Here is a 20,265-nt window from a genome sequence, read left to right on the forward strand (position 1 = left end):
GAGTCCCATCATGAAATCTGTAGCTGATAAATTAGGCATGTTTTTGTCTGGCTTGTGTGCCATACAATGCGCCATGCTGCCTATCTTGCTCAGTGTTTCTGCTGTGGTTCCTAGCTGGGCACATTTGGGTCATGGTTGGATTTGGATGAGCTTGATTGGTGCCATTGCATTGTGGTCTTTTGGGCGCGGCTGGAAAAGGCACCATGATAAAAAAGTACTGTTGTTTTTTATCTTGGGCTACAGCAGTTTGGTGACGGCCACTTTGTTAGAAGACAAAGTAGATATCATCATTGAATCCGCCTTGTTTGTGTTGGGCGGTACTCTGATGGTGGTGGCACATTGGCGCAATTACCGCAGGATGCAGTGTTTGACAACAAACTGAAAGAATTGTTTTAAGGTTTACAGCTCTTCAAAGTCATCTTTGGTGACGCCACAATCGGGACACATCCAGGTTTCTGGAACGTCATCCCAGCGGGTTCCTGGCTCGATGCCGTCGTCAGGCCAACCATCGGCTTCGTCATAGATGAGGCCACAAACAACACATATATATTTTTTAAACTCAGTATCCATTGGGGATGATGTTATTAAGAACTGTGCCAATATACGGTCAGATTCAAAAAAATCAACACCAGTGAGTGAATAATAAAGAGTGAATTATGGAATATGCAATAAAAATTAAAGATTTGGTCAAAACCTATGGTGATGGCACCCAAGCCCTCAAAGGGGTCGACTTGAATGTGGAAAGCGGTGAAATATTTGCATTATTGGGCCCCAATGGTGCTGGTAAATCCACTTTAATAGGGATATTGTCCTCATTGGTTAACAGCACATCAGGTGATGTTAAGGTGTTTGGCAAGGACTTGATCAAGGACCGCAAAGCCGTTAAATCGATGATTGGCTTGGTACCACAAGAATTTAATTTCAATATGTTTGAAAAGCCGATTGATATTGTGGCCAATCAAGCCGGGTATTATGGCGTACCGAGAAAAGATGCTTTGGCCCGGGCTGAAAAATACCTGAAACAATTGCAGTTGTGGGAAAAGAAGGACAGTATTTCAAGGGGACTTTCCGGTGGAATGAAGCGCCGTTTGATGATTGCACGTGCGATGGTGAATGAACCTCGTATATTGATTTTGGATGAGCCCACTGCTGGTGTTGATATTGAAATCAGGCGATCAATGTGGTCATTTGTGCAGCAAATTGCTGAACTGGGCACCACCATCATTTTGACCACGCATTACCTCGAGGAAGCCGAACAATTGTGTAAAAACATTGCGATCATTGATCGGGGTGAGATTGTCAGGAACACCACCATCAAAGATTTGTTGAAGACTTTAGACATTGAAACTTTTATTTTTGATTTGGATCGGCACCCTGATGAGGCTTTGCTCAAGACCTTGGGAGCCACCCACAAAGACGATTGTTCCATTGAGCTTGATGTGCCCAAGTCCAAAGACCTCAACAGTGTTTTTAAACAATTGGATCAAGCTGGTTACCAGGTCAGTTCGATGCGCAACAAAGCCAATCGACTGGAAGAATTGTTTGTGAAAATGATCGAGAACAAAGGAGCAAAAGCATGAGCACAACTCGCATAGGCATACAAACCTTGTTGCGCAAAGAAATCACGCGCATCATTCGAATATGGTCACAAACCATTCTGCCTCCAGCCATCACCATGACCTTGTATTTTGTGATATTTGGTAATTTGATTGGCGCCAGGATTGGTGAAATGGGCGGTTTTGATTACATGTCATTCATTGTGCCTGGTTTGGTCATGATGTCAGTGATAACCAGCTCATATGGCAACATGGTGTCCTCATTCTTTGGTGCCAAGTTTGCCAAGCATGTCGAGGAGCTGTTGATTTCACCGATGCCCAACTGGGCCATTTTGGTCGGATATGTCAGTGGATCGCTGTTTCGTGGCTTGATAGTTGGCTTGGTGGTTACCTTGGTTTCTTTGTTTTTCACCGAGATCAAAATTCACAATGTTTGGATCGTCTTGTCTACCGTTGTGTTGACCTCTGTGGTGTTCTCATTGGGCGGGTTCATCAATGCGGCCTTTGCCAAAAAATTCGATGACATTGCCATCATTCCAACTTTTGTGTTAACCCCATTGACCTATTTAGGCGGGGTGTTTTACTCGATTTCATTGTTGCCAGAATTCTGGCAAAACGTGTCTAAAATCAACCCTGTTTTGTATATGGTGAACACCTTCAGGTACGGCTTTTTGGGCGTTTCTGACATCAATGTGGGTGTGGCTTATGGCATCATCATTGCTTTTGTTTTGATCTTGGGTTTTATCTCTTGGTACATCTTACACAAAGGAATTGGCCTAAGATCCTAAAAATCATCAGAAAATCTTGTTGATTCTCTTGAATTAACAAGCAACAGCCCAATATGAAGCATCAACAGAAAGACCATCGTCATCAGTCGGTGGTTTTTTGCATACAACTGAGTTTATATTTTAATAATTTTAAGGAGTTCGATAGATGAATATTCGTCCTTTACACGATCGCGTTATCGTAAAACGCGTTGAAGAGGAAACCACCTCTCCAGGTGGCATAGTGTTGCCAGGTTCAGCCACTGAAAAGCCACAACGTGGTGAAGTGGTTGCTGTTGGCACGGGTCGTATTTTAGACAATGGCGAGGTACGTGCTTTGGCAGTCAAAGCGGGTGACAGTGTGTTGTTTGGTAAATACTCTGGCAATGAAGTTAAGGTTGATGGCGAAGAATACCTTGTCATGAAAGAAGAAGACATCATCGGAATCATAGGATAATATCATGAGTGCAAAAGAAGTAAGATTTTCAGAAGACGCACGCGCCAAAATGGCACGTGGTGTAAATATTTTAGCCAATGCAGTTAAAGTGACGTTAGGACCTAAAGGCCGTAACGTGGTTTTGGAAAAAAGCTTTGGTGCCCCAACTGTAACCAAAGACGGTGTATCCGTGGCCAAAGAAATCGAATTGGAAGATAAATTCGAAAACATGGGTGCTCAAATGGTTAAAGAAGTGGCTTCGCAAACCAATGACGTGGCAGGTGACGGTACAACAACGGCAACCATCTTGGCACAAGCATTTGTTCGTGAAGGCTTGAAGGCTGTGGCCGCTGGTCGCAACCCAATGGATTTAAAACGTGGTATTGATCAAGCAGTCGCCGTCGCGGTTGATGCTATCAAAGCACAAGCCACGCCTTGTTCTGACTCTAAAGCCATTGCCCAAGTGGGTACCATTTCTGCCAACTCAGATACCTCAGTGGGTAAAATCATTGCTGAAGCCATGGAAAAAGTGGGCAAAGAAGGTGTCATCACTGTAGAAGAAGGTTCCGGTTTAGACAATGAATTGGATGTGGTTGAAGGCATGCAATTTGACCGTGGATACTTATCTCCTTATTTCATCACCAACCAAGAAACCATGTCTGCTGATTTAGATGATGCGTTCATTTTATTGCACGACAAGAAAATTTCTAACATCCGTGATTTATTGCCGTTGTTAGAAGCCGTTGCTAAAACGGGTAAAAAATTGTTTATCATCGCAGAAGACATTGAAGGCGAAGCTTTGGCTACTTTGGTGGTTAATAACATGCGTGGTACAGTTAAAGTTTGTGCAGTCAAAGCCCCTGGTTTTGGCGATCGCAGAAAAGCCATGTTGGAAGACATCGCTGTCTTAACGGGTGGTACTGTTATTTCTGAAGAAGTGGGCTTGCAATTAGACAAAGCCACTTTGGAAGATTTGGGTTCAGCCAAACGCATTCAAGTGAACAAAGACAACACCACCATCATTGATGGTGCTGGTGAAGTTTCTGAAATCGAAGCCCGTGTGAACCAAGTTCGCGCTCAAATCGAAGATGCGACCAGTGACTACGACAAAGAAAAATTGCAAGAGCGAGTGGCTAAATTGGCCGGTGGTGTTGCAGTGATTAAAGTCGGTGCGGCCACAGAAGTAGAAATGAAAGAGAAAAAAGCCCGTGTGGAAGATGCCTTACATTCAACCCGTGCTGCGGTTGAAGAAGGTGTGGTACCTGGCGGTGGTGTGGCCCTGATCAGAGCCCAATCACAGTTGATTGGTTTGAAAGGTGCCAACGAAGACCAAAATGTAGGTATTGCAATCACCATCACTGCGATGGAAGAACCTTTGCGTCAAATCGTTAATAACTGTGGTGAAGAAGCCTCAGTCGTGGTTAATGAAGTTAAAAACGGCAAAGGTAACTACGGTTACAATGCAGCCACCAGCGAATACGTTGATATGATCAAAGAAGGTGTATTGGATCCTGCCAAAGTAACGCGTTCAGCGTTACAGCACGCAGCATCAGTAGCGGCTTTGATGATCACCACTGAGTGTATGATTGCTGACATTCCTAAGGATGATGCACCAGCTATGCCTGATATGGGCGGTATGGGTGGCATGGGTGGTATGGGCGGCATGATGTAAATCAGCGTCAACACCTTACCGAGCGATAAAAGGCCTTGAATTATTTCAAGGCCTTTTTGTTTTTGTGAACGTCATCACAATAAAATTTGTTGTGAGCCTTAAAATTAATCACAAGTTAGAGATCAAGCTCACACACACCCTTTTCCCCCTTTCTTGATCTCTAGGCCCCAAAAGACCGTCTTCATGACGGTCTTTTTTCATTTGGGGGTTTTAAATCGACTATTCTCACTTGTAAGCCACCGCGCTGCCCATACAATAATGGCCATGAATAAACAGACCACCCATCACATTGATGCCACTGATTTACTGTGTCCGGTTCCATTGATGATGCTTAAACAAGCCATGCAAGCGCTGTCACCTGCAGAACAGTTGACCATCCTTGTGACGGATGTCCACGCTGAGTTGGATTTTGAAATTTGGTGTGAACGGTTTGGCCATGGCCTTGAGTTAACCAGGGTAAACGATCATTCTTGGTTGTTTACCGTCACCAAAGGCAAAGCCCAGTAATCATTCAGGCTTGTCTTTGATGACGGTGGTCTGTGTGCAGGAGGGTGCTTCCAGTATGAAAGGACCTGTCTGGGTTCAGTCAGGCAGCAGTTTCGTGAAGCGCCTTAAAACCTCAGTACAGCCTGGATGCGGTGTTGTACATCTTCGATGCTGCCTTTACCAAGAATTTCAGTCACAATGCCCTGTTCTTTATAGAAATCACCGACAGGGGCGGTTTGTTCTTTGTATACATTCAAGCGGTTTCTGACCACGGCTTCGGTGTCATCGGTGCGGCCTTCAATTTCGGCTCGCTTGGCTATTCTGGCAACCACTTCGTCAGGATCCACTTCAATCAACAAAGCATGATCCAACGACATTTCTAATTCAGACAGTAAGGTTTCCAACATCTCAGCTTGGGTCACATTGCGGGGAAACCCGTCAAGGATAAATCCATTGGTGGCATCAGCTTGGGTGATTCGGTCCTTCAACATACCCAAAACGATTTCATCGGAGACTAAGTTGCCTTTGTCCATCACTTCCTTGGCCGCTAAGCCCAAAGCTGTTTTGGCTGCAATGGCGCCACGCAGCAGATCACCGGTAGAAATGTGAGGGATGTTTAATTCTTTTACGATGAGTTTGGCTTGTGTGCCTTTGCCACTTCCTGGCGCGCCTAGTAATACAATTCTCATATTATGCTCGTTGATGTTTTCGTTTCTGTTGTTGTTTAGCTTAAGCAGTTGTTTCAAAAACCTAAAAAATGATTTCATGACGGTTCATCCATTATGCTATCAGACGTCATGCAATGGCGGTCATTTTCAGTTAAAATTCATCACCATGATTGCGTGACAGTGTCACGCCAGGTCTTTGAGCTAAAAAAACGTGCTACAGTACACTTACAAAGCGTTTTAGTCAATACGTAGCCCAAAATATGTACTTTGTAATAACCAGTCAGGATAGAATTTATGTCAAAAAAAAATGCCCTTTACTGCCAGTCAGGCGGTGTAACCGCAGTCATTAATGCAACCGCATGTGGGGTGATACAAACAGCCAGGAACAACCCGAATGTGGGCACTGTTTTTGGAGCCAAAAACGGCATCATTGGGGTGTTAAGAGAAGAGTTGGTTGATACGGCGCAGCACAGTGATGAAGACATCGCAGCCTTGAAACATACACCAGGTGGCGCCTTCGGTTCATGCCGCTATAAATTGAAAGACATGGAGGCCCAAAGGGCTGAATATGAGCGTTTGATTGATGTGTTCAAAGCCCACAACATTGGTTATTTTTTATACAACGGTGGCGGTGATTCGTCAGACACGGCATTCAAAGTGTCACAGATGGCCAAAGCAAGGGGTTTGGATGTGACCTGTATTGGTGTACCCAAAACCATTGACAATGATTTACCAGTGACCGATACCTGCCCTGGTTTTGGTACCACAGCCAAATACATAGCCACATCGATCATGGAGGCCAGTTTAGATGTTGAGTCGATGGCCGAGAGTTCGACCAAAGTATTTATCATGGAAGTGATGGGCCGTCATGCCGGGTGGATTGCGGCTGCTGGTGGTTTGGCTGGAAAAAGCCACAATGAACCACCTCAAATTATTTTGTTTCCAGAAATTCCTTTTGACCAAGCGGCCTTTTTGGCCCGGGTGAAATGGTCTGTTGATAACCATGGTTATTGTTCGATCGTGGTTTCAGAGGGCGTTCGCGATCAAGCCGGTCAGTTTTTGGCTGATGCGGGAACGGTTGATGCCTTTGGTCATTCACAACTGGGTGGTGTGGCTGTTGTATTGGCACAGTTGGTTAAAGAACAGTTGGGTTATAAATACCACTATGCCATCAGTGATTATTTACAACGATCTGCCAGACATTTGGCTTCCAAAACTGACCTCGAACAAGCCTATGCTGTGGGTGTCAAAGCAATTGAGTTGGCGGTCGCTGGTCGCAATTCTGTGATGCCAGTGATAAAGCGCTTACAGGATGATCCATACCAATGGGAAATCGCTACGGCGGAGTTGAAAGATTTGGCCAATGTAGAAAAAATGTTGCCACGCGAGTACATCACAGAGGATGGTTTTGGTATCACTGATGCTTGTCGAAAATACATGCAACCATTGATTGTCGGCGAAGCTTATCCACCCTACAATAAAAATGGGTTACCGCATTATGTGCGCATTTCGCAGCATTTGACGGATAAAAAACTACCTGTTTTTGATATTTGAGTCGTGAATGATTGAACAAGAAATAAAGATCGCGGTGATTGGTTTAGGCTATGTGGGCTTACCGCTGGCAGTGGCCTTTGCTGAACATTTTACGGTGGTTGGTTTTGACATCAACAAGCATCGCATTGAGCAACTTACGGCGCATGAGGACATCACCCAAGAGGTCAGTTCAGCACAGTTACAACAAACCGATCAACTGACATTTACCGCCAAAGCAGCAGACATTGAGTCGGCCAATCACTATATCATCACAGTGCCAACACCCGTCGATGCAAACAACACGCCCGATTTATCACCATTGATTAATGCGTCTGAGTTGGTGGGATCCCTGTTGAAGCCGGGAGATACAGTTATCTATGAATCCACCGTTTATCCTGGTGCCACTGAAGGGGTTTGTGCCAAAATATTGTCGTCACAAAGCGACTTGCGACTGAACCATGATTTTTTCTTGGGTTATTCACCTGAAAGGATTAACCCAGGCGATAAGACCAATACCTTGTCTTCCATCGTTAAAGTGGTGTCAGGCTCAAACCCAGCAACGGCAGTGAAGGTCGATGATTTGTATAAAAAAATCATCAAAGCAGGCACCCATGTAGCTCCGACCATCAAAGTGGCTGAGGCAGCCAAAGCCATTGAAAACACCCAAAGGGACATCAACATTGCTTTTATGAACGAGCTGTCGATGATGTTTCATGAGTTGGGAATTGATGTGTTGGATGTGATTGACGCGGCTGCCACCAAATGGAATTTTTTGAAGTTCACACCGGGTTTGGTTGGGGGCCATTGCATTGGGGTTGATCCTTATTATTTGATTCATAAATCTCAAGAAAAAGGTTATTTTCCACAACTGATCACTACGGCCAGGCGCATCAATGAAAACATGAGCACTTACGTGTGCGAACGCATCCTTAAATTGATGGCTTTAAAACAAAAGCACATCGTTTCAGCCAAGGTGTTGATCATGGGGATGACGTTCAAAGAGAACTGTCCTGATTTAAGAAACACTCGCGTGGTAGAAATTGTGGAACAACTACAAAACTACCATGCAAAAATTGAAGTTTATGATCCATGGGTGGATCCTGAAGCAGCAAAACAACTGGAACAACCGATGACACAAAACCCCCAAACAGACCATTATGACTTGGTGGTGTTGGCGGTGGCTCATGACCAGTTTTTAAATTCCGATCCAAGAAAATACCTCAACAAAGGGGGTGTTTTGTTTGACCTGAAAGGCCTGTTACCTGAAAAGTGGGTTGATGAACGTTTATGAAGGTGCTGGTTACTGGAGCCGCCGGATTCATCGGTAGCCATGTCAGTAAGCGATTGATTGACGTTGGACCAATGAAAATATTTTCTGACGGACCGGCACAGTTTATCCACGGGTATCGAAGGTATCATCAACTCGCATGAATGAAGCGCCGCGTAAAATCATTCATGTCGACATGGATTGTTTTTATGCGGCGATTGAAGCCAGAGATTTTCCACACCTTAAAGGCAAACCGATTGCGGTTGGTGGACAGCCTGACAAACGTGGTGTGGTGGCCACATGCTCATACGAGGCGCGAGCCTTCGGGATTCATTCGGCCATGCCCATGGGTCAAGCGATCAAAAAATGCCCTCAATTGATTATCCAGCCCGTGCGCATGTCAGTTTACCAACAAGAATCGAAAGGGATTCAGGCCATTTTTAAATCATTCACTGAACTGATTCAACCATTGTCTTTAGATGAAGCTTTTCTTGATGTAACGGGTTCACCGTTGTGTCATGGCAGCGCCACCTTGATTGCTCAACAAATCCGACAACAAATATTTGAAAAGCACCAATTAACGGCGTCTGCAGGCATTGCGCCGAATAAGTTTTTGGCGAAAATTGCCAGTGACTGGAACAAGCCCAATGGTCAATTTGTGGTGACGCCCGATGAAATTGATGACTTTGTGCGAGATTTGTCCGTTAAAAAAATTTATGGTGTGGGTAAGGTGACTGCAAATAAAATGCATCAAATGGGGCTACACACTTGTGCTGATCTCCAAACCTTGGATCAAAAACAGCTACAACAAAGGTTTGGTACCTTTGGCCAGACTTTGTATGCTTTGTGTCGCGGGATTGACCATCGGCCTGTCAGAACCTTCAGTGAACGAAAATCTGTCAGTGTAGAGGATACTTTTTTAATCGACCTACCCGATTTGGATGCCTGCCAAGCTGAACTGAAACGCTTGTACGGTTCATTGCAAAAGCGCCACGAGAAGGCACAGTTGAAGCAAAAAATTGTGATTAAATCGCTGTATGTAAAAATTCGCTTTCATGACTTTCAAACCACCACGGCACAAAAATCCAGTCAGGATTTAGACCTTGGGGTGTATAAACAATTGATCGAAACGGCCTGGCATCGTCAGAAAAAACCAGTCAGGCTGCTGGGTTTGGGTATTCAGTATCGACAAAAAAACCAACACGAACAAATTGATTTGGGCTTTTAGTCATAAAAAAGGCCGCTGATGCGGCCTTTTGGTTTGTGACAATGGTTTTACAACAGGCCTTTAGGCAACCATTTGAGTTTTTAGTTTTTTCAAAGCAACCGCCTCTAACTGTCTGATGCGTTCAGCAGACACTTCGTATTTGGCAGCCAATTCTTGCAAAGTGGCTTTTTTATCAACCAACCAACGGCTTTGAATGATGTCCAAGGAGCGCTCATCCAGCTTATCTAATCCTTTGAACAAAGCATTGTGGTGTTTGTCCGCTTCTGTTTCTTTGATTAAGGTGGCTTCAGGTGTTGGGTTGGCATTAGTCAACCAAGCTTGTGGTGAATAACTGCTGTCCTCATCATCATCTGAAGGCAAGTCAAAAGAAACGTCCTGGCCATGTAATCGAGATTCCATTTCTACCACCACTTCTGGGCTGACATCCAAGTCCTTGGCAACACGATTAACTTCTTCTTGAGTAAACCATCCCAAGCGTTTTTTGTTTTTTCTTAAGTTGAAAAACAGTTTGCGGTGGGCTTTGGTGGTCGCCACTTTTAAAATCCGCCAGTTTTTCAAAATATATTCATGAATTTCTGCGCGAATCCAATGCACAGCAAATGAGACCAGGCGGACTTTGTGGACTGAATCAAAGCGCTTGATGGCTTTCATTAAACCAATGTTGCCTTCCTGGATCAAATCTCCAACAGGCAAGCCATAGCCGGAATAGCCTTTGGCCACATACACCACGAATCGCAGGTGAGACATCACCAAGGCGTGGGCGGCGTCCAAGTCATTGTGGTCACGCACACGGTCAGCCAAAGAACGTTCTTCTTCAACAGAAAGCACGGGGATTTGATTGACGGAGCTGATGTAAGACTCTAACGAGCCTGCCACAGAGGGAACTGGTAATTTTTTAATTGTATTTACGGTCATTTTTTTTCTCCAATCTTACATGGCTCAATAGCCCATGTGATAAGAAAGTTAAGATGCTGTGTTTGACAGTACAGTCATCCGGTTAGTTCCGTCCTCTATTGAGCAACGGGAGGAGGATTATAACATTTCAAATAATGAAGTCAAATAGGCCAAAGTATATAGATGAACCACTGTTGGGTAAAAAATCAGCCATCATATGCCACTCATTTGTTTCAATTAAATCATGTTGTATGTCATACAAATAAGGTACATTAAAGGCCGTCATTTTTTTGTGAAAACCATTCTATTTAGGAACAAAGCCATGAAGTTATACGGAGACCACCGTTCGGGGAACTGTTACAAAGTATTGTTGACGGCAGCTTTATTGGGTATCGAGTTAACATGGGTCGACATTGATATCATGTCAGGAGGTACCCAGACGGCAGCCTTTTTGCGGTTGAACCCATTGGGTAAAATTCCTTTGTTGCAAGTGGATAATCAAACCCGTTTATCAGAATCCAATGCCATCGTTAATTACTTGGCTTACCAGAGCGCATTAATCCCGCAGAGTCGATTGCATTGGGCGCAGGTTCAACAATGGCAGTTTTTCGAGCAATACAGTCATGAGCCGTATATCGCAGTTGCTCGGTTCATTCAATTGTATTTAGGGCTGCCTGTATCCAGAATGCAGGAATACAAGGAAAAACAAGCCGGTGGACACAAAGCTTTGGCGGTTATGGAACAACATTTGCAACAAAATGAGTTTTTGGTTAATCAACAATTATCAGTGGCTGATGTTTCCTTGTTTGCTTACACCCATGTGGCGGATGAAGGTGGTTTTGACTTGTCGCCCTATCCAGCCATATTGGCATGGCTGGACAGGATTCGGGCTTTGCCGCAGTTTGTGGCCATGACCAAATGACGTTAAGGCAAGCGGCTGAAATCACAGAAACAATGAGCCATTTCAAGCACTTGACCGGGCTGTTGGCTCAATAATAAAGTCAGTTCAGCTTGGTAGGGCTGGAGCAATTTTTGTAATTTAACGGCATTTGATGGGTTGTTAAAATTCAGCTGGGAGGCTGCTTTGGCCATAAAGTCCACCAACAATTGGTCGGTCAAAGACAAGGTTTGTTCAACCCAGACCAGTTCATATTCCTCGTCCACGTTGGCTTTGTTTGCAGCATCTTTGATGGCATCTTCCAAGCCGCCTAATTGATCTATGAGGCCCAAGTCATGGGCTTGTTTTGCAGTCCAGACTCGTCCCCTGGCAATGCGATCTACCATGTCGACACTTAATCCTCTGGCCGTAGCAACTGATGTAATGAACTGTTCATAACCGTATTCAATGTTACTTTGAATTAAATCAGCAAATTCAGGATCAAGGTCTTTGTCTGGGCTGAATGCGCCCACCCATTTGGTGGTGCCAACACCGTCGGTGTGAATACCTAGCTTATTGAACAGTTCAGGGTAAGTCATCAACAAACCATAGATACCAATGGAGCCGGTGATGGTGGCTTCATCAGCCCAAATGGTGTCGGCTGTCATTGAAACCCAATAACCGCCTGAAGCCGCCACATTACCCATCGATACCACCACAGGTTTGCCAGCGATCTTGAGTGCGTCGACTTCACGCCGGATTTGTTCAGACGGGTAAACCCCGCCACCTGGGCTGTTTACTCTGAGCACCACGGCTTTAACCGTGCGGTCTAATCTGGCTTGTTGTAACAACGCACTGGTAGAGGCTCCACCGATGGTGCCAGGTGGTTGTTCCCCACCCACAATAGTGCCTTCGGCGACCACCACCGCAATGCGGTTTTGAGACAGTGTTTTGTTGTTGCCTTTGAGCGAGAGGTAGTCTTCAAAGTCTATGCTTCTGAAATGGTTGTTGTCATCATCAAAAGAACTGTATTCAGCAATGTGTTTATGCATAAAGGGTTTTTTCATGATGCGATCAACCAAGCCATTGTCCAGTGCCATGTCAGCAACTGAGCCATTTTTCTCAATTAATTTTTGGGCCTGGAGCTCGACAATTTCCTTGATGACTTCGGTACTTAACCCCCTTCGTTTGGCAATGCCAGTTAAATAAGTTTCCCACAGGTCGTTCATGAAATGTAAGCCGGCTTCTTTGGCTTCTTGTGACATGTCGTTTCTGACGTAAGGTTCGGCCGCTGACTTGTATTCCCCTACTTTAAATAGATGCACATCCACGCCAAGTTTATCTAAGCCATCTTTGAAATAGTTGCGGTAGGAACCAAAACCTTGGAGAAACAAGAAACCTTGTGGGTCCATTAAAATCTCATCGGCTAAATTGGCAAAATAGTACTGACCTTGAGACAGGTTGGTGGCCATTGCAATCACCGGTTTTCCGCTGTTGGTTCTGAAACGATCAACCGCGCGTTCGATTTCTCGTAAATTGGCCAGTCCGGCGCCCCACATATAGTCTGGGTTGAGAACCAAGGCGGATATTTTGTCATCTTCTGTGGCCAGATCGATGGCTTTGAGGATATCACGCATGCGGGTTTCTGGAATGTCGCTGCCTTGTATGTTTTGCAGTGCTTGGGATTTAGGATCACCGCTGTATTGATCGACAACAAATCCTTTGGGAGCAATCACCAAGGCGGTTTTGTCTGTTAAGTTGATTCTTTCTCCGCCAAATATCAGCCAAAGAACCAACAGAAACACCAACAACAAGAGTACATGTCGGGTGAAGTTGGCTACCCAAATAAAGGGCTTGGTAAAAAAGTCGAAAAAAGTTTTCATGGTGGATTGATTAGTCATAGTTTCATCAGTGTAGTGCTTATGGTTCATTCGGAACATGGTGCAAAAGTCATGTTTTACCGGGTCCTTTGTGGTTGTGCTTGCGCGTTGAAATCCAAAGGCTCATAATTATAGGCCGATTGAACAGGAATACAAACCATGACACAACACAAAACAGCCATTGTAGTCACTTTATTGTTGATCACAACATGGGGACTGGCAGCAGTGCCTTCAAGCTATGACAATCAAAAGCAAGCGTGGGACGAACACCAAAAGCTGAGAACCACCTCTCCTTTCAAAGGCATATCTTGGCGCAGCGTGGGGCCAGTGTTTCAAGGAGGAAGAGCGGTTGACGTCATCAGACCTGCCGATCAACCCCATGTCATTTATGTTGCTTACGCTTCTGGTGGCGTGTGGAAAAGCGAGAACAATGGCGTTACGTTCCGACCCATGACTGATCACCTACCCAGTCAAATTGTGGGTTCTTTAGAAATTGACCCCAACGACTCAAACGTGCTGTGGTTAGGCACCGGTGAAAATAATTCATCACGGTCTTCCTATGGTGGTATGGGTGTTTTCAAGTCGATCGATGCAGGTGAAACATGGCAACATGTTGGATTGGGCGATACCGACCGAATAGGCAGAATATTGGTTAACCCAGAAAATTCGGACCAGGTGTATGTGGCAGCCTTGGGTAAACTTTACTCCAAAGGTGGAGACCGTGGACTGTATCGAACCTTGGATGGTGGAACAAGCTGGGAAACCTTGATTGAAGGAAAAGATTGGACAGGCTTCATTGATGTGGCCCGCTCTTCGAACGGCGTGATTTATGCAGCAGCATGGGATCGATCCAGATCATCGTGGAATTTTGTTGAAGGTGGTCAAGGCAGTGCGGTGTACAGAAGCACAGACAATGGTGACACTTGGCAAAGGCTGAACAATGGCTTGCCACAAGGACAATACACTGGGCGCATGGGCTTGAGTGTATCGGTCAGCCACCCGGATACTTTGTATGTTTCGGTAGACAACCAAACGCCTTTGCCGGAAGCGCAATGGGATATGGGTGATGCAGCGGTGAATGTCAAAAGATTGAAAAACATGGACAAAGCTACATTCTTGTTACAAGACCCCAAAGCCATCGAAGCTTTTTTAAGGAGCAACAACTTCCCGCCGAAAATGACAGCAGAAGGTGTCATTGAGCAAGTTGAAAAGGGTGAGTTGGATCCACAGTCATTGGTTGCTGAGTTGGCCGATGACAATGAGAATCTGTTCAATGTAGACATCAAATCCTTAGAAGTCTATCGGACTGATGATGCGGGTGACAGCTTTTACCGAACCCATCAAGAAGACATTCAACAAGTGGTGTTTTCCTACGGGTATTATTTTGGACAGATCAAAGTCGACCCACAAAATGTTGATACGGTTTACGCCACTGGCGTGCCTTTTATCAAATCAACAGATGGTGGTAAAACCTGGGCAGCCGCTTGGGATTCAGGTGTACATGGTGACATCCAGGCGATTTGGGTCAACCCGAATCACAGCAACCACATCATGATCGGCAATGACGGCGGCGTGGATGAAAGCTTTGATGGTGGCCAAACATGGAAAAAAGTGGACCAACAACCCGTTGGACAGTTCTATACCATTGCTGTTGATATGGAAAAACCATACAACATATATGGTGGGCTCCAAGACAATGGGACACTCAAAGGATCCAGCCAGAACACGTTCACCAACAATCGCTATATGGGCAATGATTGGGAACAAATATTTGGTGGTGATGGCATGCATGTCAGTGTTGATGACGATGACAAGCTGACCTATGTCGGGTTTCAATTTGGTAATTCCTTCCGTTTGAGTTCAGCCGCACCGAAAAAAATCACCCCACCAACTTATGTGGGTGAAGAGTCGCTGCGTAAAAATTGGAACACACCCGTGATGATTTCAACCCACAACAAAGACATCTTGTATTTTGCCGGTCACAAAGTGTATCGAAGCATGAACAAAGGTGATGATTGGACGGAAATCAGTGGAGATTTAACCGAATCTGAAAACAAAGGTGATGTGCCTTTTGCCACGGCCACCAGTGTTGCAGAATCGCCATTGAAATTTGGTTTGCTTTGGGTCGGTACCGATGATGGTTTGGTTTGGGTCACTGATGATGGGGGCAACCAATGGAAAAAAGTCAGCAAACAACTGCCCAAAGGCAAGTGGGTGAGTCGGGTGTTGGCATCGCCGCACAAAGAGCAAAGGGCTTGGTTGGCATTGAATAATTACCGCAATGATGACATTCAACCCTATTTGTATAAAACAGAAAACTTAGGTAAACATTGGAAAAACATGAGCCAAGGTTTGCCGAATGAAACCATCAATGTGGTTAAAGAGGATCCAAGCAATGAAAACATCGTTTATGTAGGCACCGACAAAGGCATCTATGTCTCAACCAACCAAGGTGAAGATTGGCACATGTTAGGCAATCAACTGCCAACGGTTCCGGTACATGATTTGATTGTTCATCCCAGAGAAAATGAGTTGGTTTTGGGCACCCATGGCCGCAGTGTTTTTGTGGCGGACATCAAGCCGATTCAAAACCTCACAGATGAAGTCAAAGCGGCCGATATACATGTTTACCCCATGGCAGAGATCAGTGAGAAACGCCGCTGGGACAGCAAGGGTTTTCCTTGGGGTTATACTGACAGCTTAGAGGACAAAGAAGTGGTCTATGTGTGGTCTAAAAGCGCGGGTGATGCACAGCTGCAAATTAAAAACACAGCGGGTTCGGTGTATTTTTCAGATGAAATTACTTTGTCTCAGGGTTTAAACCAGTGGCATTGGGATTATAAAGTGGATGAAGCTTTGGCCATCGAGGCAGAAGCGGCAATGAACGCACAATCACAACAGCAAGAGCCAGCCGATGAGGCCAATGGTGATGAAACTCCGGCAGCTGAAGACCAGCCTTTGAACAAATCAAAAATGCCGTATGCTGAATCAAAGCGACTGGGTCATGACAGTTATATTGAACCCGGCAAATACATTTTGCAGATTACCCAAGGTGACCACACCCACGAAACTGAGTTCAGTGTTAAATAAATGAAGCCAAGCGATCAATCCAAACCAGCGATTGGCTCAAACTTACTTGCTTGGATTGTTTTTGCTTTGTTGTGGTTGTTGGCTCATTTGCCTTTTCGATTGTTGTTGTTGATTGGGCGAGGCTTGGGTTGGTTGTTCAGGGTGGGGTTAAAATCCAGGCGTCAGGTGGTCAGAAAAAATTTGACCGCCTGCTTTCCTGATTTGGATCACGCTGCCACAGAAAAACTATTGAAACAAAATTACCGTGAAACGGGCATGATGGTAAGCCAAACTTTGCGCACTTTTCTGAACCGATCACCGCGTTATTTCAAAGATTTAAAAATTGAGGGTAAACAACACCTGCAAAACTGTTTAGATCAAGGGCAAGGGGTGTTGTTGGTTTCGGGACATTTCACTGCCTTAGATGTTGGTGGTCGTGCCATTTGCGAACAATTTCCAGTGGCGGGTGTCTATCGACCTCATAAGAATGCAGTTCAAGAATATGTGGTTAAACGCTCACGATTAAGCTATGCCAAAAAAATGTTTTCACGGGATGAGCTCAAAGGCATTGTTAAACACCTGAAAACCGGTGGTATTGTATGGTACGCGCCAGATCAGGATTACCGCAGGGGACAATCCATATTTTCTGACTTTTTTGGTATCCCAGCTTCCACCATAACAGCGACCCATCAATTGGCCAAAATCAGTCAGTGCAAAGTCATCTTTTATGCAGTGAAGCGAATGGACGAAAAACCCTATTATGAGTTGAGCCTTTCAAAGCCATTGGAAAACTTTCCAACGCAAGATGTTCAAACGGATATCGACCGAGTGAATCAAGGGATTGAACAAATGGTTAAACAAGCCCCATCACAGTACCTGTGGTTACACAAAAGGTTCAAAACCCGCCCACCTGGCATGGATAAATTCTATTAAAGTATTTTATCGTTTCAATCCACCTTTCCCCCAATAAATACATTCACCGAAAGCGGTCTGGTTTTTCTTTTATTTTTGGGTAGGTATTTCAAAGTAAAGTTGACATGACATGGTTATTATTCTAACGTTATGAGCACAAAATGATTGGGAGTTTTAAAGAATGAAAAAAATAATAATTATAACCACAATGCTTTTGGTGTTTTTCACCGCAGAAGCAGAAATAAGACAGGCGCTGGGCGTGGATCAGCGGGTCGATTATCCTGGTTTGGTCAAGTTTGGCCCATGGGACGACAGGAACTATGCCATCACCAAAAGTGATTTTGATCTTATCCCTAATAAAGACCAATATTTAGCCAATGTCCCGGCTTTCTTTAAAATCACCATGCGCAAAGAAATGCCTCATCTGGGTGAGTTTTACCCAAGATCTACCTATCAGTTATTCCAAATCAGGCATGGCGGCTTGTTACAAGATGGGAAATGGATGAAATCTGCACGTGGCGCCGCTTGGCACAAAGGCGATGATCCCAATGGCAAAGGCGTGCCTCCGGTGGTGAAATTAGGCGGACCTGATTTAATTCCAGATGTTGAGTTTACTTTGGATTCAGCTTTGAGTGGCAATGAAGTGTCGGTTGAGTTTAATCCAACCAATCCTTTGATTGGTGTGGCCGGTTCGAATCGATCGGGTGGACAGACCATGTATTATACCCAAGATGGGGGTTTAACTTGGACTCGTTCACAAGTCAACCCATCAAGTTGTTGTGACCCCACGATTGATTGGTCTTCTGATGGAAGCAAGGTTTATCAAGCTGATTTAAGCAGTGCAATTGGTGTGCGTTGGGCCGTTTCTAATGACCAGGGCCAAACCTGGGGGCCGATGCAAGTTTTAACCCCCAACGGCAGTGACAAAGAATTTATTCATGTAGACAGGTCACTCACCTCGCCTTATACCGACAATGTCTATTTAACCTACCACAATGGCAATGTCATGCAATTTGCCCGTTCTATTGATATGGGCGTTTCTTTTGAAACTCCGATGGCATTCAGTGGCGAGCCCACAGGCATTGGCAGTGACATCACCACAGATGCCGCTGGAATCATCTATTATGTTTACCCATCATTGGCTAGTGCCACAGGCATCAGACTACTCAAATCAACGGATGGTGGTGTGACTTTTGCTACTGGCACCATGATTGCAGCTTTAAATGGTCGTTTTGATTTTCCAATCCCAGCGATGGAAGACCGAGAAGTCTTTATTTATGTGTCGGCTGATGTGGACATGAGTGGCGGGCCCAATGATGGACGCATCTATGTGTCCTGGACCGACGAAACCGATGACAGTGCAGGTGGTGGCAACGGCAGTGCTGCTAACAATCATGGCTGGATCGAAGTTTATTACTCTGATGATCAGGGATCAAACTGGACTCGGATGCCTCATCCACACGAAACCAGTGATGGGCTGACCGTAGATCGCTTTCACCCATGGTTAAAAGTGGCAGAGAATGGTGTGGTACATATTGGCTATTATGACACCCGTCATTCAACCAACCGCACAGGCGTTGATTTTTATTACAACTCATCGGTGGATGGTGAAACTTGGCTTGGAGAACAACGTTTTAGCACGGTAACCTCTACCAATTTACCTGATGGACAAGAATGGGGTGATTACAATGGGCTTTCCGTTGTTTTGGATCGTTTGGCCATGACTTGGACCGACAACCGCCCTGGAAATGGAAAGGCAGCCATTGCTGGTTCGGTAACCAACCCAACGGGCGCACCCAGTTACGGATTATCGCTTGAAAATCCAGACATACTATTGTGTGATGGCATGACTGATGTGACGGCCAATTTGAACATCAGCTCACTGCTGGGGTTTAATAACAATGTCACGCTCAGTGTATCCAGCTCACCTTCAATCAGTTCAAATGAGTCGTTTTCGGTGAACCCAGTGACACCTCCTGGCACTTCTGTGTTTGAATTTGATGTTTCTGGCGGATCATCTGGTGACTATATTCTGGCCATACAAGGTACGGCTTCTGATGGTAATGGTGGAAACATTGTCAGATCTGTGGACTTGAACATTGGCTACAACACCACAGCCCCTGCCATGCCGACGCAAATATCGCCAGCCAATGGCGCCACATTGGTAGCCTCTGACTCGGTGACCTTTGATTGGTCTGCCTTGCCTGAGGCCCGTGAGTATGTGATTGAAATAGCCACTGATGTTGCGTTTAATAATATTGTTTATTCTGAGACAGTAGACAGCAACACCACAACTGTTTTAGCCACTTTGAATTCAAGCACCGAATACTTTTGGAGTGTGAGGGGACAAAACGCTTGTGCGGGTGGACCTAATTCGGTTATCTTCAACTTCACTACAGCACCACTTCCAGGTGATTGTCCTGCTAATCTGGTGACAAAATCAGTGGTATCCTTTGATTTTGAGAACGGAGCAGAAGGCTGGACCAGCGGTGTAAATTCTGGTGCGGATACTTGGACCTTATCCAACGCAAACCCTGCGCCTGGTGGGTCAGTTCAACATTGGCATGTTGATGATCAGGGTTCAGTTTCAGACACCTATTTGACATCTCCGGTGATTTCTTTGCCAGCAGGTCAGTCTCCCTTGTCCTTCCATTTTATGAATTACCAAGAAATGGAAGATGATGGCAACTCGCAATGTTGGGACGGTGGTATTTTAGAGGTTTCAGAAAATGCGGGCCCCTTCGTGCAAGTAGACAACAGTTTACTGGGCACAGACCCTTACGATGGCCCATTCAGAACGGGCACACTGCAAGGCAGTCTGGCATGGTGTGGTGATCCACAATCTTATTTAAATTCTATTGTTGACATCGATTCTTTTGCCGGCAACGATGTTCAGTTCAGGTTTAGGGTATTGACCGATACTTCAGTCAGCCACCCAGGCTGGGACATTGATAACATTAAAATCAATGGATGTTATACAGATTTGATTTTTGAACATGGTTTTGAACAACCATAATCATTGA

General features: G+C 45.1%; 18 protein-coding genes. 14 read left to right on the forward strand and 4 right to left on the reverse strand.

Annotated features, from left to right (window positions below):
* The first annotated feature begins 10 nt into the window (after positions 1–10).
* A complete protein-coding gene (locus CCS90_RS01340) occupies positions 11–382 on the forward strand; it encodes a MerC domain-containing protein (RefSeq protein WP_099017709.1) in 372 nt (123 codons plus the stop codon).
* A gap of 17 nt (positions 383–399) precedes the next feature.
* Here CCS90_RS01340 and CCS90_RS01345 read toward each other — a convergent pair whose 3' ends face one another.
* Complete coding sequence (locus CCS90_RS01345; protein ID WP_099017710.1) at positions 400–570, reverse strand: rubredoxin; 171 nt, start codon at positions 568–570, stop codon at positions 400–402.
* Positions 571–656: 86 nt separating this feature from the next.
* Here CCS90_RS01345 and CCS90_RS01350 point away from each other — a divergent pair, with 86 nt between their 5' ends.
* From CCS90_RS01350 to CCS90_RS01370, 5 genes are all read left to right on the forward strand, one after another.
* A complete protein-coding gene (locus CCS90_RS01350; RefSeq protein WP_099017711.1) occupies positions 657–1,580 on the forward strand; it encodes an ABC transporter ATP-binding protein in 924 nt (307 codons plus the stop codon).
* Positions 1,577–2,344 (forward strand): ABC transporter permease, encoded by a 768-nt coding sequence (locus tag CCS90_RS01355; protein ID WP_099017712.1) that lies wholly within the window; start codon positions 1,577–1,579, stop codon positions 2,342–2,344. Before CCS90_RS01350 ends, CCS90_RS01355 begins: the two co-directional genes overlap by 4 nt.
* 145 nt (positions 2,345–2,489) lie before the next feature.
* The gene (groES, locus tag CCS90_RS01360) at positions 2,490–2,777 is read left to right on the forward strand and encodes a co-chaperone GroES (protein ID WP_099017713.1); all 288 of its coding nucleotides are present in this window, start codon (positions 2,490–2,492) and stop codon (positions 2,775–2,777) included.
* A 4-nt stretch (positions 2,778–2,781) separates the two neighbouring features.
* A complete protein-coding gene (groL, locus tag CCS90_RS01365; RefSeq protein WP_099017714.1) occupies positions 2,782–4,428 on the forward strand; it encodes a chaperonin GroEL in 1,647 nt (548 codons plus the stop codon).
* 264 nt (positions 4,429–4,692) lie between these two features.
* Positions 4,693–4,935, forward strand: a complete 243-nt coding sequence (locus CCS90_RS01370; protein WP_162846735.1) for a sulfurtransferase TusA family protein — start codon at positions 4,693–4,695, stop codon at positions 4,933–4,935.
* A 104-nt stretch (positions 4,936–5,039) separates the two neighbouring features.
* On the opposite strand, the gene CCS90_RS01375 is transcribed toward CCS90_RS01370, so the two are convergent.
* Positions 5,040–5,603 (reverse strand): adenylate kinase, encoded by a 564-nt coding sequence (locus CCS90_RS01375; RefSeq protein ID WP_099018704.1) that lies wholly within the window; start codon positions 5,601–5,603, stop codon positions 5,040–5,042.
* 273 nt (positions 5,604–5,876) lie between these two features.
* Between CCS90_RS01375 and CCS90_RS01380 the strand changes: the two genes are divergently transcribed.
* The 4 genes from CCS90_RS01380 to dinB are packed head-to-tail and all read left to right on the forward strand — an operon-like array spanning position 5,877 to position 9,610.
* Positions 5,877–7,136, forward strand: coding sequence for a 6-phosphofructokinase (locus tag CCS90_RS01380; protein ID WP_099017716.1), 1,260 nt, complete (start codon positions 5,877–5,879; stop codon positions 7,134–7,136).
* Positions 7,137–7,143: 7 nt separating this feature from the next.
* Positions 7,144–8,406: a nucleotide sugar dehydrogenase gene (locus tag CCS90_RS01385; protein ID WP_099017717.1), complete on the forward strand. Its 1,263-nt coding sequence runs from the start codon at positions 7,144–7,146 to the stop codon at positions 8,404–8,406.
* The gene (locus tag CCS90_RS15185; protein WP_211336960.1) at positions 8,403–8,546 is read left to right on the forward strand and encodes an NAD-dependent epimerase/dehydratase family protein; all 144 of its coding nucleotides are present in this window, start codon (positions 8,403–8,405) and stop codon (positions 8,544–8,546) included. The genes CCS90_RS01385 and CCS90_RS15185 overlap by 4 nt, the downstream gene beginning before the upstream one ends.
* The gene (gene dinB, locus CCS90_RS01390) at positions 8,543–9,610 is read left to right on the forward strand and encodes a DNA polymerase IV (protein ID WP_099017718.1); all 1,068 of its coding nucleotides are present in this window, start codon (positions 8,543–8,545) and stop codon (positions 9,608–9,610) included. Before CCS90_RS15185 ends, dinB begins: the two co-directional genes overlap by 4 nt.
* A 60-nt stretch (positions 9,611–9,670) precedes the next feature.
* Here the strand turns inward: dinB and rpoH are convergent, their stop codons facing one another.
* Entirely contained in the window at positions 9,671–10,525 is an 855-nt protein-coding gene (gene rpoH / locus CCS90_RS01395; protein WP_099017719.1) for an RNA polymerase sigma factor RpoH, read from the reverse strand.
* A gap of 301 nt (positions 10,526–10,826) precedes the next feature.
* Between rpoH and CCS90_RS01400 the strand changes: the two genes are divergently transcribed.
* Positions 10,827–11,426 (forward strand): glutathione S-transferase family protein, encoded by a 600-nt coding sequence (locus tag CCS90_RS01400; protein WP_099017720.1) that lies wholly within the window; start codon positions 10,827–10,829, stop codon positions 11,424–11,426.
* A 2-nt stretch (positions 11,427–11,428) separates the two neighbouring features.
* Here the strand turns inward: CCS90_RS01400 and sppA are convergent, their stop codons facing one another.
* On the reverse strand, positions 11,429–13,264 hold the full coding sequence (gene sppA, locus CCS90_RS01405; protein ID WP_162846734.1) for a signal peptide peptidase SppA: 1,836 nt from the start codon (positions 13,262–13,264) through the stop codon (positions 11,429–11,431).
* A gap of 156 nt (positions 13,265–13,420) precedes the next feature.
* On the opposite strand from sppA, the gene CCS90_RS01410 reads away from it, so the two are divergent.
* From CCS90_RS01410 to CCS90_RS01420, 3 genes are all read left to right on the forward strand, one after another.
* Positions 13,421–16,351, forward strand: a complete 2,931-nt coding sequence (locus CCS90_RS01410) for a WD40/YVTN/BNR-like repeat-containing protein (protein ID WP_099017722.1) — start codon at positions 13,421–13,423, stop codon at positions 16,349–16,351.
* Positions 16,352–17,263, forward strand: coding sequence for an LpxL/LpxP family Kdo(2)-lipid IV(A) lauroyl/palmitoleoyl acyltransferase (gene lpxL / locus CCS90_RS01415; RefSeq protein ID WP_099017723.1), 912 nt, complete (start codon positions 16,352–16,354; stop codon positions 17,261–17,263). It abuts the gene before it with no gap.
* A gap of 160 nt (positions 17,264–17,423) precedes the next feature.
* Positions 17,424–20,258: a sialidase family protein gene (locus CCS90_RS01420; protein ID WP_133566429.1), complete on the forward strand. Its 2,835-nt coding sequence runs from the start codon at positions 17,424–17,426 to the stop codon at positions 20,256–20,258.
* The last annotated feature ends 7 nt before the right edge of the window (positions 20,259–20,265 follow it).

The organism is Marinicella litoralis (assembly GCF_002591915.1).
Lineage (GTDB): Bacteria > Pseudomonadota > Gammaproteobacteria > Xanthomonadales > Marinicellaceae > Marinicella > Marinicella litoralis.

Bases quoted from the DNA above. Each gene is read 5' to 3' on its own strand.
- lpxL (WP_099017723.1), top strand. From the start codon at position 16,352: ATGAAGCCAAGCGATCAATCCAAACCAGCGATTGGCTCAAACTTACTT.
- CCS90_RS01400 (WP_099017720.1), top strand. From the start codon at position 10,827: ATGAAGTTATACGGAGACCACCGTTCGGGGAACTGTTACAAAGTATTG.
- CCS90_RS01385 (WP_099017717.1), top strand. From the start codon at position 7,144: ATGATTGAACAAGAAATAAAGATCGCGGTGATTGGTTTAGGCTATGTG.
- dinB (WP_099017718.1), top strand. From the start codon at position 8,543: ATGAATGAAGCGCCGCGTAAAATCATTCATGTCGACATGGATTGTTTT.
- CCS90_RS01380 (WP_099017716.1), top strand. From the start codon at position 5,877: ATGTCAAAAAAAAATGCCCTTTACTGCCAGTCAGGCGGTGTAACCGCA.
- CCS90_RS01340 (WP_099017709.1), top strand. From the start codon at position 11: ATGAAATCTGTAGCTGATAAATTAGGCATGTTTTTGTCTGGCTTGTGT.
- groL (WP_099017714.1), top strand. From the start codon at position 2,782: ATGAGTGCAAAAGAAGTAAGATTTTCAGAAGACGCACGCGCCAAAATG.
- CCS90_RS01420 (WP_133566429.1), top strand. From the start codon at position 17,424: ATGAAAAAAATAATAATTATAACCACAATGCTTTTGGTGTTTTTCACC.
- CCS90_RS01410 (WP_099017722.1), top strand. From the start codon at position 13,421: ATGACACAACACAAAACAGCCATTGTAGTCACTTTATTGTTGATCACA.
- CCS90_RS01375 (WP_099018704.1), bottom strand. From the start codon at position 5,603: ATGAGAATTGTATTACTAGGCGCGCCAGGAAGTGGCAAAGGCACACAA.
- CCS90_RS01345 (WP_099017710.1), bottom strand. From the start codon at position 570: ATGGATACTGAGTTTAAAAAATATATATGTGTTGTTTGTGGCCTCATC.
- CCS90_RS01355 (WP_099017712.1), top strand. From the start codon at position 1,577: ATGAGCACAACTCGCATAGGCATACAAACCTTGTTGCGCAAAGAAATC.
- groES (WP_099017713.1), top strand. From the start codon at position 2,490: ATGAATATTCGTCCTTTACACGATCGCGTTATCGTAAAACGCGTTGAA.
- sppA (WP_162846734.1), bottom strand. From the start codon at position 13,264: ATGAAAACTTTTTTCGACTTTTTTACCAAGCCCTTTATTTGGGTAGCC.
- CCS90_RS01370 (WP_162846735.1), top strand. From the start codon at position 4,693: ATGAATAAACAGACCACCCATCACATTGATGCCACTGATTTACTGTGT.
- CCS90_RS15185 (WP_211336960.1), top strand. From the start codon at position 8,403: ATGAAGGTGCTGGTTACTGGAGCCGCCGGATTCATCGGTAGCCATGTC.
- rpoH (WP_099017719.1), bottom strand. From the start codon at position 10,525: ATGACCGTAAATACAATTAAAAAATTACCAGTTCCCTCTGTGGCAGGC.
- CCS90_RS01350 (WP_099017711.1), top strand. From the start codon at position 657: ATGGAATATGCAATAAAAATTAAAGATTTGGTCAAAACCTATGGTGAT.